We start from the raw sequence: 14,270 nt of genomic DNA on the forward strand, positions 1-14,270 counted from the left end.
GACCAAGCCGAGCAGCCGAGCAAGCCGACCAAGCCGACCAAGCCGACCAAGCCGACCAAGCCGACCAAGCCGACCAGCCGACCAGCCGACCAGCCGACCAAGCCGCGTGACGGAGCGCGGTGCGCCGCCATCGCGAGGCGCACGCGCTTTCCGCGCCTGCCGTCCGTCGGCCGTTCAGTGCACGGCCGCGGCCGGCGGTTCGCCGCGATGGCGCAGCGCGGCGCGGCCCGCGTCGAGATCGACGACCGCGAGCCCGCCCGGCTGCTGTTTCGCGCGCCGCTTCGCGAGCGCCGCGACCGAGGCGATCTCGTCGCTGCCGTAGCGCTTCGCGCCGTGCGCGCCGGCCGGCACGCCGACCGCGCCGATCGCCATCGTCACGAAACCGAAGAACGCCGGGTTGCCGTGGCGGTCCTCGCCGTGCAGCCCGCCCGCCTGCCGGTCGGCCTGCGTGTAGAAGAGCCGCGCGCCGTCGTTGAAGCGCGCGATCGCGTCGGCGGCGCGATCGCGCCAGTCGTCGCGCTGGAACAGCACGAGGAAATCGTCGCCGCCGACGTGTCCGAGGAAGTCGCGCTGCGGATCGCACACGCCGGCGAGCACCGTCGCGGCGAATTTCAGCACCTCGTCGCCCTGCCAGTAGCCGTACTGGTCGTTGAACGGCTTGAACTGGTTCAGGTCGACGTAGCACGCATGAAAGCCGGCGTCGCGCTGGAGCAGGCGGTCGATGTGCGCGCTGATCGGAATGTTGCCGGGCAGGAACGTCAGCGGATTCGCGTAGCGTGCGGCCTCGATGCGCATTTCGGTCACCGCGCGCACGAGGCTCTCGCCAGTGCCGAGCCCGAGGTAGCGGCCGTGCTCCGTGATCACGAAGCCGTCCGCGAGATAGCGCTGATCGTGGCGCGCGAGCAGCGCCGCAAGCTGCTCGAACGTCGTCGCGTTGTCGATCATCAGCGGCGCGTCGTTCGCGAACTGCAGGCACGGCTTCTTGCCGAACACCTCGCGGTGGTACGGAAGCGCGAAGCGGTCGATGAAGCCGCGGCGATTCACGAGTGCGACGGGCCGCCCGCGCTCGACGAGCGCGACCGCGTGCAGGTCGGGCATCCGGTTGAACAGGTCGAGCACGTCGTTGCTGGTCGCGTCGCGCGGCAGCGCCGGCGCGGGCACGAGCATCTTCGCGGCGATCGTGCCGGCCGGCCGCACGGTGCGGGTCGCGCCGGGGAACACCGCAATGTGCGGCGCGCGGATCGCGTCGCGCGCGGCCGGCGCGACGACCCGCGACGGCCGCGCGTCCGGCCGGCCGAGCAGGAAGCCCTGCACGCAGCAGATGCCCATGTCGCGCACGACGATCAGGTCGCATTCGTTCTCGATGCCTTCGGCGATCAGCTGCGCGCCGCTCGCCTGCGCGAAGTGCTGCATCGCCCTCACCGCCTCGAACTTGAGCGGATCGCGCGCGATGTCGTGGATGAAGAATCGGTCGATCTTCACGACGTCCGGATGCAGGCGCAGCCACAGGTTCATGCTCGCGTTCGCGGTGCCGTAGTCGTCGAGCGCGAACTGGATGCCGGCGTCGCGCAGCGACGCGACCGCCGGCCCGATGTGCGCGATGTCCGTCGAGGCGTTCTGTTCGGTCAGCTCGATCACGATGCGTTCGGCGGCGACCTGCGCGCGTTCGAGCCGCAGGCGCGCGCGCTCGCGTTCGCGCGCGAGCGCCAGGATCGTGCCCGCGCTGAAGTTGAGGAACAGCTTGCCGTCGCAGCCGAGCGCCGCGAACGCGTCGAGGCAGGTGAGCGCGGCGGCCTGTTCGAGCGCAAGGGTCTCGCCTTCGCGCGCGGCCTGCGCGAACAGCGCGGCGGGCTGCTCGAGGTCGGTGCCGCGCGGGCCGCGGATCAGGCCCTCGTAACCGACGACCGTCCCCGACGCGAGATTGACGATCGGCTGGAAAACGGCGGCGAGCGCGCGATCCGCGATCAGGCGTGTGGTGCTGGCGGCAGCGGGGTCGGGGTGGGGCGCGGACATGGGCGAGGGCAGCCGAATCGACGGGACGTCCGACTTAACGGCACCGCTCGCGGAGAATTGAATGAAGATTTTGTGACGCGATGCGCGATGCTGGTGCGGCGCGCCGGACGCGTATCGGTGCGCCCCCGGGAGAGCCGGGGGCGGCAGGGAGGCGCCCGGCCGCGAACCGCCCGCCGCCGCGCCGGGCGGTCGGTCAGCGCTTGCCGGCGCTCAGCGCGCCGGGCGCCGATGCCGCGCCCTCGTCGCGCTCGCCGCTCGTGTCGCGTGCGCCCCAGCGCTGCGCGAGCGCCGCGCACGCCATCAGCTGGATCTGGTGGAACAGCATCAGCGGCAGCACGATGGCGCCGACCGCGTTCGCCGAAAAGATCACCTTCGCCATCGGCACGCCTGCCGCGAGGCTCTTCTTCGAGCCGCAGAAGATGATCGTGATCTGGTCGGGCCGGTTGAAGCCGAGCCGCTTGCTGACGAACGCGGTCAGCAGCAGCGCGATCGCGAGCAGCACGAGGTTGACGACGAGCAGGCCGCCGAGCGCGCGCGCCGGGATCTGGTGCCACAGGCCCTGGTTGACGGCCTCGCTGAACGCGACGTAGACGACCAGCAGGATCGAGCCCTGGTCGACGAAGCGCAGCACGCCGCGGTTGCGTTCGATCCAGCCGCCGATCACGGGCCGCAGCAACTGGCCGGCGACGAACGGCACGAGCAGCTGCATCACGATGCTGCCGACGGTGCTCCACGGCGACGCGGCGGCCGACGATTGCGACGTGATCATCAGCCCGACGAGCGCCGGCGTGACGAAGATCCCGAGCAGGCTCGACGCGGATGCCGCGCACACGGCGGCGGGCACGTTGCCCTTCGCGATCGACGTGAACGCGATCGACGACTGGACCGTCGACGGCAGCGTGCACAGGAACAGCACGCCCGCATACAGCGCCGGCGTGACGAGCGGCTGCAGCACGGGTTTCAGCGCGAGGCCGAGCAACGGGAACAGCGCGAAGGTGCTGAGCAGCACGACCGCGTGCAGCCGCCAGTGGGTCGCGCCCGCGACGACCGCCTCGCGCGACAGCTTCGCGCCGTGCAGGAAAAACAGCAGGCCGACGGCGATGTTGGTCGCCCAGTTGAAGGCGTGGGCGGCCGGGCCGCGACACGGCAAGAGGCTCGCGAGCACGACGGTGCCGACGAGCGCGAGCGTGAAGTTGTCGGGGAGAAAACGGGGACGGGCCATCGGGAACTCGATTCGGAAACGACGAGGGGGCGCGCATCGCGCGCGCGCAAGGCGTCATTGTCCCGGTTGACGATTCACTACACAAATTCATTGTGGGAATCGATTGATGAATCGTTTGCATGTGGCCGTGTGCGCCATGCCGGCCCGGCCCCCGCAAAACGGCAGAAGAATGTTCTGTCCCGGCCGCGTCCGGAAGTGAAAAAACCTAGCAGTAACATGGCGTTACACCGATGCCCGCGGCATAACACTTTTTGGCTCGACACGCTTTCGGCCCGCTCATAAATTACTGCTGAAAGCCTTGGGCCGGCCGAAAGGAGCCGGCGGCGGGCGTGGACAGGCACTGGACGATGACGGAACGCGTGAAACGGAAGATCGGACGATGGGTGGCAGGTGTGCTCGGCACGCTGCTGATGCCGCTCGCGCTCGCACAGCCGCCGCACGACGGTCATGGGTTCGGCGGCCACGGCTTCGGCGGCGGCGCGCGCGCGTACGGCCAGCCGTCCGGCGGCTTGCCCGTCTGGCACCGCGTGCCTTCTTCCGGCGGTGCGCGCCCGCCCGGCATGAGCGGCGAGGGGTCCCGCTGGGGGCTGCGGCCGTCGCCGTCGTACGGCCGTTACGCCGCCGCGCCGAGCCCGTATCGCCCGATCAGTGCCGACGCGCGCCAGGTGCCGCACCCGCCGGGCGGCGGCAACGCGCCGTTGCGCGCCGGCTCGATCCGCGCCGACGTCGCGCGCTACAACGAGGAACGCGGCGGCCGTCCGATGCCGCCGCCCCGTTCGCAGGAAGAGCCTGCGCGCTCGCCGTTCTTCTCCCCGTTCTACCGAAACTGAGCGCCCGCGCGCGCGTCCCTCCGCCGGCTGATGCGAATTCGCCACAGTCGCGTACAGATTTCCGCTGATTTTCCCGCCGCATTGCGCTATCTTTCGCGCCCGGCTGGCGCGTGCCGCGCCGCCGGGCCGCCGCGTGACCGCGCTCGCGCCGGGCTGCCGCCAGGCACCCGGCCACGTATCCATTCCGCGAAGTTAATGCCGCCGCTATACCCGCAATAAGTGTGCGCAATTTTGACCGGACGAATGATCCGTAAAGATGGCTGCGCCCCATACGACGCAAGCACTCGGCTCCAAAAAACAACGCTCGCGCCACTTATCGACAACTCGACAAAATCTGGAGATCCAATGAATGCATTCGCTCGCCGTGCATCGCGCACGTCCGTCAAGCTGATCGCCGCGGCCGCCTGCGTGGCCGCCACCGCGCCCGTCCATGCCCAGTCGAGCGTGTCGCTCTACGGTCAGGTCGACGAATGGGTCGGTGCAACCAAGTTCCCGGGCGGCGATCGCGCGTGGAACGTGGGCGGCGGCGGGATGTCGACGTCGTACTGGGGCATGCACGGCGCCGAGGATCTCGGCAACGGCTACAAGGCGATCTTCACGCTGGAAAGCTTCTTCCGCGCGCAGAACGGCCAGTACGGCCGTTTCCAGGGCGACACGTTCTTCGCGCGCAACGCGTACGTCGGGATCGATTCGCCGTACGGCACGGTGACGGCCGGGCGCCTGACGACGCACCTGTTCCTGTCGACGATCCTGTTCAACCCGTTCTACGATTCGTACACCTTCTCGCCGATGGTGTATCACGTGTTCCTCGGCCTCGGCACGTACCCGACCTACCCGAGCGATCAGGGCGCGGTCGGCGATTCGGGCTGGAACAACGCGGTGTCGTACACGTCGCCGTCGTTCGGTGGCCTGAATTTCGGCGCGATGTACGCGCTCGGCAACCAGGCCGGCGACAATGGCTCGAAGAAGTGGAGTGCGCAGTTCAACTACGCGAACGGCCCGTTCGCGGCGACCGCGGTCTATCAGTACGTGAACTTCAACAACGGCCCGAGCGACCTGAGCGCGCTGGTGGCCGGCATGAAGAGCCAGGGCATCGCGCAAGTCGGCGCGACCTACGACCTGAAGTACGTGAAGCTGTTCGGCCAGTACATGTATACGAAGAATGACCAGGTCGCGGGCAGCTGGCACGTGAACACCGCGCAGGGCGGCGTGTCGGTGCCGCTCGGCGTGGGCAGCGCGATGGCGTCGTACGCGTATTCGCGCGATGCGGGCGGCCTCGACCAGACGCGCCAGACCTGGGCGGTGGGCTACGACTATCCGCTGTCGAAGCGCACCGACGTCTACGCCGCGTACATGAACGATCACATCAGCAGCCTGTCGACCGGCAACACGTTCGGCGCCGGCATCCGCGCGAAGTTCTGACGCGCGCGACCGCTGCGCGGGGCGCGCGCGAAAATCGCGTCCAGACTGCATGTTTTCCCGCCAAAAACGGCGCCGTTGACCACGGCGCCGTTTTGCCTTTCTTGACCTTTCTGTTTCCTCGCCTTTGTTACCCTATCTCGTAATTGGACCATTCCCCCGTCATTACGAGCTAGTTCGATGGATACCCTCGTCAGCATGAATGTGTTTCGCTACGTCGTCGAAGTGGGCAGCTTCGTCGGCGCGGCCGAACGCATGCAGATGTCGGCTGCGATGGCGAGCAAGCACGTGATGCATCTCGAGCAACAGCTCGGTGCGCGACTGCTGCATCGCACGACCCGACGCGTCGCGCCTACCGAGGCCGGACGCGAATACTACGAGCGTCTCGTGCAGGCGCTGTCTGAACTCGACGAAGCCGGGCAGGCTGTCGGCGCCGCGAGCGTGGTGCCGCAAGGCAGGCTGCGCGTGACGTCGCTATCCGCGTTCGGGCTACGGCACGTGATGCAGGCCGTCACCGATTACGCGGGCCGGTTCCCGGACGTGACCGTCGACATGACGCTGTCCGATCGCGTGGTCGACCTGATCGAGGAAGGCTACGACGTCGCGGTGCGTGCCGCGCCGAACGGACTGAAATCGTCGTCGCTGGTCGCGCGGCAGATCGCGACCGCGCACATCCTGCTGGTCGCGTCGCCCGAGTATCTCGAGAAGCACGGCACGCCCGATACGATTGCGGACCTCGCGCACCACAACTACCTGCGGCGCGATTCGAATTCGACGATGCTCGACTCGCTGGTGATCGATGCGGCCGCCGCGTCGCGCGTGAGCCTGAACGGCAACCTGATCGTGAATCATCTCGAAGGGCTGCGTGCGGCCGTGCTCTCGGGCGCGGGCATCGCGCTGCTCGGCACCGAGGTGGTCGGCGACGACATCGAGTCCGGCCGCCTCGTGCCGGTGCTGCTCGATTCGGTGCCGCCGCACGAGGCACCGATCTATGCGGTGTATGCAAGCCGTCGTCACGTGTCCGCGAAGGTGCGGTCGTTCGTCGATTTCCTGGCCGCGCGTTTCGAGGGGCAGTCGCTGTGCCCGTCGATCGAATCGCGCCTGCGCGTGCTGCCGATCACGCGGATGAAGCGCGTGGTCTGAGCCGTTGGCCGCGCTGCGGCAGGGCAATGAAAAAGCGCGAACCGCTGCGGTTCGCGCTTTTTTTTGCTTGGGGCCGGCGCGTGCGCGCCGATGGCGGCCGCGACGGCCGCCGTCTCCGTCAGCGCGGGATGCCGAGCCGCGCCTTCGCGTCGTCGTACTCGCGCTTCAGCCGCTCGACCAGCGCGCCGACGCTCGGCAGGTCGTCCATCAGGCCGACGCCCTGGCCCGCGCCCCAGATGTCCTTCCACGCCTTCGTCTTGTCGCCGCCGAAGTTCATCTTCGTCTTGTCCGATTCCGGCAGCGCGTCCGGATCGAGGCCGGCCTTCTCGATGCTCTCGCGGATGTAGTTGCCGTGCACGCCCGTGAACAGGTTCGTGTAGATGATGTCCGACGATTTCGCGTTCAGGATCGCGTGCTTGTAGTCGTCGATCGCGTGCGCTTCCTGCGTCGCGATGAAGCGCGTGCCCATGTAGGCGAAATCGGCGCCCATCGCCTGCGCGGCGAGGATCGAGCCGCCGTTCGCGATCGAGCCGGACAGCACGATCGGGCCGTCGAAGATCTGGCGGACTTCGCCGACCAGCGCGAACGGCGACGTCGTGCCCGCGTGGCCGCCCGCGCCGGCCGCGACGAGGATCAGCCCATCGACGCCGGCTTCGAGTGCCTTCTGCGCGTGGCGCAGGTTGATCACGTCGTGCAGCACGATGCCGCCGTAGCTGTGCACCGCGTCGACGATCTCGCGCGCCGGCGCGCGCAGGCTCGTGATGAAGATCGGCACCTTGTGCTCGACGCACACGCGCACGTCGTGCTCGAGCCGCGCATTCGACTGGTGGACGATCTGGTTGACCGCGATCGGGCCGATCGTCGCATCGGGGTGTTTCGCCCGGTGGTCGGCCAGCTCCGCCTGGATCTGCGTGAGCCACTCGTCGAGCAGCTCGGCCGGGCGCGCGTTGAGCGCGGGGAACGAACCGACGATGCCCGCCTTGCATTGTGCGAGCACGAGTTCGGGGTAGCTGACGATGAACATCGGCGACGCGATGACGGGCAGCGTCAGGTTCTGCAGGACAGCGGGCAATGCCATGTGATGTCTCCAGTCTCCAGGGGCGGCCGGCAGCCGCGCGCTCGCGCCGATGCCGACAGCCTGCTATGCGTACGAACGGTGATTCGAGTGTAGTCGCGAAACGCGGCCGTTCATATTAATACGAACGGTCGTGCGATTCTACGCGAGCTTAACAAAATGCGCGGTGGGGCGGCAATCGAGTGAGTGTTCTCTTTCTACGGTTTCCGGGTGTTGTCGCGCTGTGGAGATGCGCGGGCGCTCCTAAAATAAACGCCATAACAAACCAACGAGAAACAAACCATGTCGTTTGAGGCGTTTGCACCGTTTCGCGTGACGGTGCAGGACACCGACATCTTCGGTGTCAAGGGAGGCGCGGGTCCGCCGCTTCTGTTGCTGCACGGGCATCCGCAAACCCACATGATCTGGCATCGCGTCGCGGCGACGCTCGCGAATCACTTCACGGTGATCGCCACCGACCTGCGCGGCTACGGCGCGTCGGGCAAGCCGCCGAGCGACGCGCGGCACGCGCCGTATTCGAAACGCGCGATGGCGGCCGACCAGGTCGCCGTGATGCGGCATTTCGGTTTCGAGCACTTCCATGTCTGCGCGCACGATCGCGGCGCCCGGGTCGCGCACCGGCTCGCGCTGGATCACGCCGACGCCGTCGAGCGCATGATGCTGCTCGACATCGCGCCGACGCTCGCGATGTACGAGAAGACCGATCGCGCGTTCGCGACCGCGTACTTCCACTGGTTCTTCCTGATCCAGCCCGAGCCGCTGCCCGAGACGCTGATCGGCGGGCATACCGACGCGTACATCGAGCGCGTGATGGGCAACCGGTCGGCCGGGCTCGCGCCGTTCGCGCCCGAGGCGCTCGACGCGTACCGCGCCGCGCTCGCGCAGCCGGGCGCCGTGCATGCGATGTGCGAGGACTATCGCGCGTCGGCGACGATCGATCTCGAGCACGACCGGGCGGATCTCGAGCGCGGCAACAAGGTTGCGTGCCCGCTGCGCGTGCTGTGGGGCGAGGACGGCGTCGTCGGCCGCTGCTTCGATCCGCTCGACGAATGGCGTCGCGTCGCGCGCGACGTCAGCGGCCGCGCGCTCGCGTGCGGGCACTACATTCCGGAAGAAGCGCCCGTCGCGCTGATCGACGAGCTGCTCGCATTCTTCGAGGCGCGCGACCCGGCCGCCTGACGCGGCGCGCGGGCGGCGCGGCGCATCGGCCGCTCAGCGGTGCGCGTCGTCGTCCTCGACGAGCGGCGGCAGCCGGCGCGGCACGGGCGTCGATTTCACGATCGCGGTGCTCGTCTCCGCGCGCTCCGTCACCTTCGACAGGATGTCGTCGAGGTGCCCGATCGTGCGCAGGTAGAGCCGGCAGACAAAGCAGTCGTCGCCGGTCACCTTGTCGCATTCGACGAATTCGGGAATCCGCCGCAGCAAATCCTCGACCAGGTGCAACTGGCCCGGCAGCGGCTTCACGCGGACGATCGCCTGCAGCGTGTAGCCGAGCGCGCGCGGGTCGAGCTCGACCGTGAACGCGGCGATCACGCCTTGCGCCTCGAGCCGCCGCACGCGGTCGGCGGTCGCGGGCGCCGACAGCCCGATCTGCCGTGCGAGCTCGCTGGTCGCGATGCGCGCATCGTCGGCCAGCGCCGCGACGATGGCGCGGTCGGTCGCGTCCAGCGACGCGACGGCGGGCGGAGAAAGGCGTTTCGGCATGATCGCTTTGCTTTCGAAGGTAAATGGGTCGTCTGGCTTCAGTTTAGCCATGGTTGTCGCGAAGGCAAGTTTCTAGAATCGAAGTCATCCCCGCTCTTTTACGGAGTTTCCGATGGCTTCGAATGAAATTCGCCGCGGTGCCGCCGAGATGGTCGTCGCGATGGTGATGTCCGGCACGATCGGCTGGCTCGTGATGTCGTCGCGGCAGCCGCTCACGAATGTCGTGTTCTTCCGCTGCCTGTTCGGCGCCGCGACGCTCGCGATCGTCTGCGCGGCGTACGGCTTCCTGCGCCGCGCCCGGTTCTCGCCGCGGATGCTCGCGCTCGCGACGCTCGGCAGCGTCGCGATCGTCGCGAACTGGCTGCTGCTGTTCGCCGCCTATTCGCGCGCGTCGATCTCGATGGCGACCGCCGTCTACAACACGCAGCCGTTCATGCTCGTCGCGCTCGGCGCGATCGTGTTCCGCGAGCGGATCGCCGCGTCGACGCTCGCGTGGCTCGTGCTCGCATTCGTCGGGCTCGTGGCCGTGGTGCGCGTCGAGCCGGCCGTGCTCGCGGTGCCGGGCGAATATCTGGAAGGCGTCGCGCTGTCGCTCGGCGCGGCGTTTCTGTATGCGATCTCGTCGATCGTGACGAAGCACCTGAAGGGCACGCCGCCGCATCTGCTCGCGCTGCTGCAGGCCGGCCTCGGCGTCGTGCTGCTCGCGCCGTTCGCGCACTTCGGCACGTTGCCCGCGACGGCCGCGCAGTGGCTCGATCTCGTCGTGCTCGGCGTCGTCAACACGGGTCTGATGTACGTGCTGCTGTACGGGGCGATCCAGAAGCTGCCGACCGCGATGACCGGCGCGCTTTCGTTCGTCTATCCGGTCGTCGCGATCGTCGTCGACCATGTCGCGTTCGGGCAGACGCTGGCGTGGACGCAGGTGTTCGGCGCGCTGCTGATCCTGCTCGCGGCGGCCGGCGTGAATCTCGGCTGGCGTATCGTGCCCGCCCGTCGCGCGGCGGTCGGCAACTGAAACGGTCGTGCGATTCGGTGCCGCCGCGCAGCGCCGGATGGCGAACGTCGGGCGCGGATACGGCAGGCGGATGGCGCGCGAATGGCGCTTGAACGGTGCACGAAAGCGGCCCGCGTACGCGCAGGAAAAATGCTGTAAGAAGCTGTAGGGAAACACCCGATGCGATGCGGCCGCGTCGCTCGTATGATGCGGGCTGTGACGTTGATCACGTTCACAGGATTCCGATCTCGACGCCGTTCGCCCTTGAGGCCGAACGGCTTTTTTTTATGTTTCGCTCCCCGCGAGCAGGCGCCGGCGCGCATCGAGCCGCGCGAGCAGCGCGCGCCTCGCGTCGTCGTCCGACGCGCGCCAGTGCTTGATCTCGTCGCGCGTGCGCAGGCAGCCCGCGCACCAGTCGGTGCGCGGATCGATCCGGCATACGTCCGTGCACGGCGAGGCGACCGTGCCGGCCGGCACCGTCACGTCGCTCATGCGGACTCCCGCAATGCGACGTCCGCGACCGGCGCGCCGGTCAGCGACACGAGTTCGTGCGGCGACAGGTTGAACACCGCGTGCGGATGGCCGGCGGCCGCCCACAGGCTGTCGAGCTCGAGCAGGTCGGCGTCGATCAGCGTGACGGGTTCGACCAGATGGCCGATCGGGCAGACGCCGCCGATTGCATAGCCGGTGTTGTCGCGCACGAACTTCGCGTCCGCGCGGCCGACCGCGCCGACCTGCGCGGCGACCTTGCTCTCGTCGACGCGGTTGACGCCGCTCGCCACCACGAGCACGGGCGCGCCGTCCGACTGGCGGCGAAACAGGATCGACTTCGCGATCTGCGCGACCGAGCAGCCGAGCCCGGCCGCGGCTTCGGCGGAGGTCTTGCCGGTCTCGGCGAGCATCACGATGTCTTTCGCATGGCCGCGCTCGCGCAGCAGCAGCGCGACGCGTCGCGCGGAATCGGGGAGGGTGTCGAATGAAGCGGGTGAGGTCATGTGGGACATTCCATCGAAAAGCGGGATCACGCGCAGTTCGCGGCGTCGGCCGCGCCTTGCGCCTTGGCAAGCAGCGCGCGACCGGCGCGCGACACGTTCGCGCGGCCGATCGCGGTGGAGATGAAGTCGCCGGCGGCGACGACCTGCGCGAGATCGACGCCGGTGTCGATGCCGAGGCCCTGCATCAGGTACAGCACGTCCTCGGTCGCGACGTTGCCGGTCGCCCCCTTCGCATACGGGCAGCCGCCGAGGCCCGCGACCGATGCGTGGAAGATCTCGATGCCCTCGAACAGCGCCGCGTAGATGTTCGCGAGCGCCTGGCCGTAGGTGTCGTGGAAGTGGCCCGACAGGCGTTCGCGCGGGAACACGCGCGTGACGGCCGAGAGCACTTCGCGCGTGCGCTTCGGCGTGCCGACGCCGATCGTGTCGGCGATGTCGATCTCGTCGCAGCCGAGCGCGGCGAAGCGTTCGACGACGTCGACGACCGACGCGACGGGCACCTCGCCCTGGTACGGGCAGCCGAGCGTGCACGACACGCTGCCGCGCAGCCGCAGGCCTGCGTCCTTCGCCGCCTTCGCCACCGGCTCGAAGCGCGCGATGCTCTCGGCAATGCTGCAGTTGATGTTGCGCTGCGAGAACGCTTCGCTCGCCGCGCCGAAGATCACGACTTCGTCGGCGCGCGCGGCGAGCGCATTCTCGAAGCCCTTCAGGTTCGGTGTGAGCACCGAGTACACGGTCCCCGCGCGGCGCTCGATGCCGGCCATCACGTCGGCGCCGTCGGCCATCTGCGGCACCCATTTCGGCGACACGAACGACGCGGCCTCGATGTTGCGGAAGCCGGCGCGCGACAGCCGGTCGACGAGCGCGACCTTTACGTCGGTCGGCACGAAGGTCTTCTCGTTCTGCAGGCCGTCGCGCGGGCCGACTTCGACGATCTTGACGGCGGTGGGGAACGTCATGGTTGTCTCCTGATTGTTCGTAGGGCGGGGTTCAGTAGCCGCGCGCGTAGTCGACGATGCCGCCGACGCGCTCGCCGCGCTCGAGCGCGCGGATCTTGCCGGCAATCTGCTCGACGGCTTCCACGTGCAGCGTCTCGGCCGAGCTGTGCGGCGTGATCGTGATGCGCGGCGCTTGCCAGAACGGATGGTCCGCCGGCAGCGGTTCGTGCTGGAACACGTCGAGCGTGGCCGCGGCGATCCGGCCGCTCGCGAGCGCGTCGAGCAGGTCGGCCTCGACGAGGTGCGCGCCGCGCGCGACGTTGACGAGGTAGGCGCCGGGCGCGAGCCGCGCGAACGTGCGCGACGACAGGATGCCGTCGGTGTCGGGCGTGCTCGGCAGCAGGTTGACGAGCACTTTCGCGCCGTCGAGGCACGCGTCGAGCGCGCCGTCGCCGGCGAAGGTGGCGATGCCGTCGAGCTGCTTCGCGCCGCGGCTGTAGCCGCGCACGGGCAGGCCGAGCGCGGCGAGCGCGCGCGCGACCTGCGCGCCGAGCACGCCGAGGCCGAGCACCGCGACGGTGAAGCGCGCGTGCGCATGCGGTTCGAGCGGCTGCCAGCGGCGCTCGCGCTGCTGCGCGTCGTATTCGTCGAAGCGGCGCAGGTAGCGCAGCACCGCGTGCGTCACGTATTCGACCATTTGCCGCGTCATGCCCGTATCTTCCAGCCGCACCAGCGGCACGTGCGCGGGCAGCGTGCCCGGATGCGCGCGGTCGAGCGCGAGCAGTGCGTCGACGCCGGCGCCGAGGTTGAAGATCGCCCGCAGGCTGTCGCGCGGCGTGAAGAATTCGCGCGGCGCGCGCCAGACGAGTGCGTAGTCGGCGGCGGCCGTATCGCCCGGCCGCCATGTGCGCAATTCGGCTTCCGGCAGCGCGCGGGCGATCTCGTCGCGCCATGCGCCGGCTTCCTGGTGCGGCGAATGGAACAGGAGCTTCATGGTGCGATGGCGCGCGCACCGGCGGCGTGCGTCACGGGAGCGGCGGGAGGGGCCGGGCGCGGTGCGCCGGCGGGCGTAACGGACATCGGGCGTCTCCTGACGGCGGGGCCCGGCGCGTCGGCGCCCGGCCCGGTTCGGTGTGAAGCTGACGGGAAGCCCACATTCTACGGTTTCGCGGCGCATCGCGCGCCGGCACGCAGGCAGGCCGGCCGGACGGCCCGCGCGAAAGCAAAGCACAAAATATTGGTTCGGCCGCCGGGTGCGCCGCGCCACAATCGAATCCCGTCTTCAAGCAAGCGAGGGCAATCATGCGCGCATGCAGCAAATCGGCGTGGCCGCCTCGGCTCGTCACCGTTCCGGGCCTGCACGGCAGCGAAGGCGCTCACTGGCAGACCTGGCTCGAGCGGCAGTTCCCGCGCTCGCTGCGCGTCGAACAGGACGACTGGGACGCGCCCGATCTCGTGCGCTGGGCGCAATCCGTGCGCGCGTTGCTCGATCGCGAGCGCGGCCCGTTCGTGCTGGCCGCGCACAGCTTCGGCTGCCTTGCGGCCGCCCATGCGCTCGCGCAACTACACGAGGCGGGCGACGTCGCGGGCGTGCTGCTGGTCGCGCCCGCCAGTCCGAAGAAATTCACGTTCGCCGGGGCGTTCGACGCGCGCCGGCTTGCCGTGCCGTCGATCGTGATCGGCAGCGAGACCGATCCGTGGATGCCGCTGGACGATGCGCGCACGCTCGCGCAGCGCCTGGGCAGCGCGTTCGTGAATCTCGGCGATGCCGGGCACATCAATACCGCGGCCGGCTTCGGGCCGTGGCCGCGCGCGAAATACTTCGTCGACACGCTCGTCCACTGCGCGGCGCCGCTGCGCTTTCGCGACGCGGACGACGGCTTCGAGGCCGAACTCGTCGACCGCGCGCTCGCGCACGCGGTCTGACGGGCCGGGCG

General features: G+C 69.1%; 14 protein-coding genes. 6 read left to right on the forward strand and 8 right to left on the reverse strand.

The features are described 5' to 3' along the window. Positions 1-174 precede the first annotated feature (174 nt). Both GQ56_RS0120210 and GQ56_RS0120215 read right to left on the reverse strand, forming a co-directional pair. Positions 175-2,013 (reverse strand): EAL domain-containing protein, encoded by a 1,839-nt coding sequence (locus GQ56_RS0120210; RefSeq protein ID WP_031400344.1) that lies wholly within the window; start codon positions 2,011-2,013, stop codon positions 175-177. A 193-nt stretch (positions 2,014-2,206) separates the two neighbouring features. Then, a complete protein-coding gene (locus GQ56_RS0120215; protein ID WP_031400345.1) occupies positions 2,207-3,235 on the reverse strand; it encodes a bile acid:sodium symporter family protein in 1,029 nt (342 codons plus the stop codon). Between the two features lie 347 nt (positions 3,236-3,582). Between GQ56_RS0120215 and GQ56_RS0120220 the strand changes: the two genes are divergently transcribed. From GQ56_RS0120220 to GQ56_RS0120230, 3 genes are all read left to right on the forward strand, one after another. After that, the gene (locus GQ56_RS0120220) at positions 3,583-4,065 is read left to right on the forward strand and encodes a hypothetical protein (RefSeq protein ID WP_031400346.1); all 483 of its coding nucleotides are present in this window, start codon (positions 3,583-3,585) and stop codon (positions 4,063-4,065) included. Between the two features lie 345 nt (positions 4,066-4,410). Next, the gene (locus tag GQ56_RS0120225) at positions 4,411-5,487 is read left to right on the forward strand and encodes a porin (RefSeq protein ID WP_031400347.1); all 1,077 of its coding nucleotides are present in this window, start codon (positions 4,411-4,413) and stop codon (positions 5,485-5,487) included. A gap of 177 nt (positions 5,488-5,664) precedes the next feature. Beyond that, entirely contained in the window at positions 5,665-6,627 is a 963-nt protein-coding gene (locus GQ56_RS0120230) for a LysR family transcriptional regulator (RefSeq protein ID WP_031400348.1), read from the forward strand. Between the two features lie 118 nt (positions 6,628-6,745). Here GQ56_RS0120230 and GQ56_RS0120235 read toward each other — a convergent pair whose 3' ends face one another. Beyond that, positions 6,746-7,705, reverse strand: a complete 960-nt coding sequence (locus GQ56_RS0120235) for an NAD(P)H-dependent flavin oxidoreductase (protein ID WP_031400349.1) — start codon at positions 7,703-7,705, stop codon at positions 6,746-6,748. Between the two features lie 279 nt (positions 7,706-7,984). Here GQ56_RS0120235 and GQ56_RS0120240 point away from each other — a divergent pair, with 279 nt between their 5' ends. Further along, entirely contained in the window at positions 7,985-8,881 is an 897-nt protein-coding gene (locus GQ56_RS0120240) for an alpha/beta fold hydrolase (protein WP_031400350.1), read from the forward strand. A 33-nt stretch (positions 8,882-8,914) separates the two neighbouring features. Here the strand turns inward: GQ56_RS0120240 and GQ56_RS0120245 are convergent, their stop codons facing one another. After that, positions 8,915-9,406 carry an Lrp/AsnC family transcriptional regulator gene (locus GQ56_RS0120245; RefSeq protein WP_031400351.1) on the reverse strand — a complete coding sequence of 164 codons (492 nt, stop codon included), beginning with the start codon at positions 9,404-9,406 and terminating at the stop codon, positions 8,915-8,917. A gap of 112 nt (positions 9,407-9,518) precedes the next feature. On the opposite strand from GQ56_RS0120245, the gene GQ56_RS0120250 reads away from it, so the two are divergent. Further along, on the forward strand, positions 9,519-10,421 hold the full coding sequence (locus GQ56_RS0120250) for a DMT family transporter (protein WP_031400352.1): 903 nt from the start codon (positions 9,519-9,521) through the stop codon (positions 10,419-10,421). Positions 10,422-10,685: 264 nt separating this feature from the next. Here GQ56_RS0120250 and GQ56_RS0120255 read toward each other — a convergent pair whose 3' ends face one another. Genes GQ56_RS0120255 through GQ56_RS0120270 form a run of 4 tightly spaced genes read right to left on the reverse strand, consistent with a single transcriptional unit; the run spans position 10,686 to position 13,327 of the window. Next, positions 10,686-10,892 (reverse strand): DUF1289 domain-containing protein, encoded by a 207-nt coding sequence (locus tag GQ56_RS0120255; RefSeq protein WP_031400353.1) that lies wholly within the window; start codon positions 10,890-10,892, stop codon positions 10,686-10,688. Beyond that, complete coding sequence (locus tag GQ56_RS0120260; RefSeq protein WP_031400354.1) at positions 10,889-11,395, reverse strand: YbaK/EbsC family protein; 507 nt, start codon at positions 11,393-11,395, stop codon at positions 10,889-10,891. The genes GQ56_RS0120255 and GQ56_RS0120260 overlap by 4 nt, the downstream gene beginning before the upstream one ends. 26 nt (positions 11,396-11,421) lie before the next feature. Further along, positions 11,422-12,354 carry a hydroxymethylglutaryl-CoA lyase gene (locus GQ56_RS0120265; protein ID WP_031400355.1) on the reverse strand — a complete coding sequence of 311 codons (933 nt, stop codon included), beginning with the start codon at positions 12,352-12,354 and terminating at the stop codon, positions 11,422-11,424. Between the two features lie 31 nt (positions 12,355-12,385). Then, on the reverse strand, positions 12,386-13,327 hold the full coding sequence (locus GQ56_RS0120270; RefSeq protein WP_031400356.1) for a 2-hydroxyacid dehydrogenase: 942 nt from the start codon (positions 13,325-13,327) through the stop codon (positions 12,386-12,388). 308 nt (positions 13,328-13,635) lie between these two features. On the opposite strand from GQ56_RS0120270, the gene GQ56_RS0120275 reads away from it, so the two are divergent. Next, a complete protein-coding gene (locus tag GQ56_RS0120275) occupies positions 13,636-14,259 on the forward strand; it encodes an RBBP9/YdeN family alpha/beta hydrolase (RefSeq protein WP_031400357.1) in 624 nt (207 codons plus the stop codon). Positions 14,260-14,270: the final 11 nt, after the last annotated feature.

The organism is Burkholderia paludis, assembly GCF_000732615.1.
GTDB classification, from domain to species: Bacteria; Pseudomonadota; Gammaproteobacteria; order Burkholderiales; family Burkholderiaceae; genus Burkholderia; species Burkholderia paludis.

Coding starts and splice junctions, on each gene's coding strand:
- GQ56_RS0120210 (WP_031400344.1), bottom strand. CDS start 2,013: ATGTCCGCGCCCCACCCCGACCCCGCTGCCGCCAGCACCACACGCCTG.
- GQ56_RS0120215 (WP_031400345.1), bottom strand. CDS start 3,235: ATGGCCCGTCCCCGTTTTCTCCCCGACAACTTCACGCTCGCGCTCGTC.
- GQ56_RS0120220 (WP_031400346.1), top strand. CDS start 3,583: ATGACGGAACGCGTGAAACGGAAGATCGGACGATGGGTGGCAGGTGTG.
- GQ56_RS0120225 (WP_031400347.1), top strand. CDS start 4,411: ATGAATGCATTCGCTCGCCGTGCATCGCGCACGTCCGTCAAGCTGATC.
- GQ56_RS0120230 (WP_031400348.1), top strand. CDS start 5,665: ATGGATACCCTCGTCAGCATGAATGTGTTTCGCTACGTCGTCGAAGTG.
- GQ56_RS0120235 (WP_031400349.1), bottom strand. CDS start 7,705: ATGGCATTGCCCGCTGTCCTGCAGAACCTGACGCTGCCCGTCATCGCG.
- GQ56_RS0120240 (WP_031400350.1), top strand. CDS start 7,985: ATGTCGTTTGAGGCGTTTGCACCGTTTCGCGTGACGGTGCAGGACACC.
- GQ56_RS0120245 (WP_031400351.1), bottom strand. CDS start 9,406: ATGCCGAAACGCCTTTCTCCGCCCGCCGTCGCGTCGCTGGACGCGACC.
- GQ56_RS0120250 (WP_031400352.1), top strand. CDS start 9,519: ATGGCTTCGAATGAAATTCGCCGCGGTGCCGCCGAGATGGTCGTCGCG.
- GQ56_RS0120255 (WP_031400353.1), bottom strand. CDS start 10,892: ATGAGCGACGTGACGGTGCCGGCCGGCACGGTCGCCTCGCCGTGCACG.
- GQ56_RS0120260 (WP_031400354.1), bottom strand. CDS start 11,395: ATGACCTCACCCGCTTCATTCGACACCCTCCCCGATTCCGCGCGACGC.
- GQ56_RS0120265 (WP_031400355.1), bottom strand. CDS start 12,354: ATGACGTTCCCCACCGCCGTCAAGATCGTCGAAGTCGGCCCGCGCGAC.
- GQ56_RS0120270 (WP_031400356.1), bottom strand. CDS start 13,327: ATGAAGCTCCTGTTCCATTCGCCGCACCAGGAAGCCGGCGCATGGCGC.
- GQ56_RS0120275 (WP_031400357.1), top strand. CDS start 13,636: ATGCGCGCATGCAGCAAATCGGCGTGGCCGCCTCGGCTCGTCACCGTT.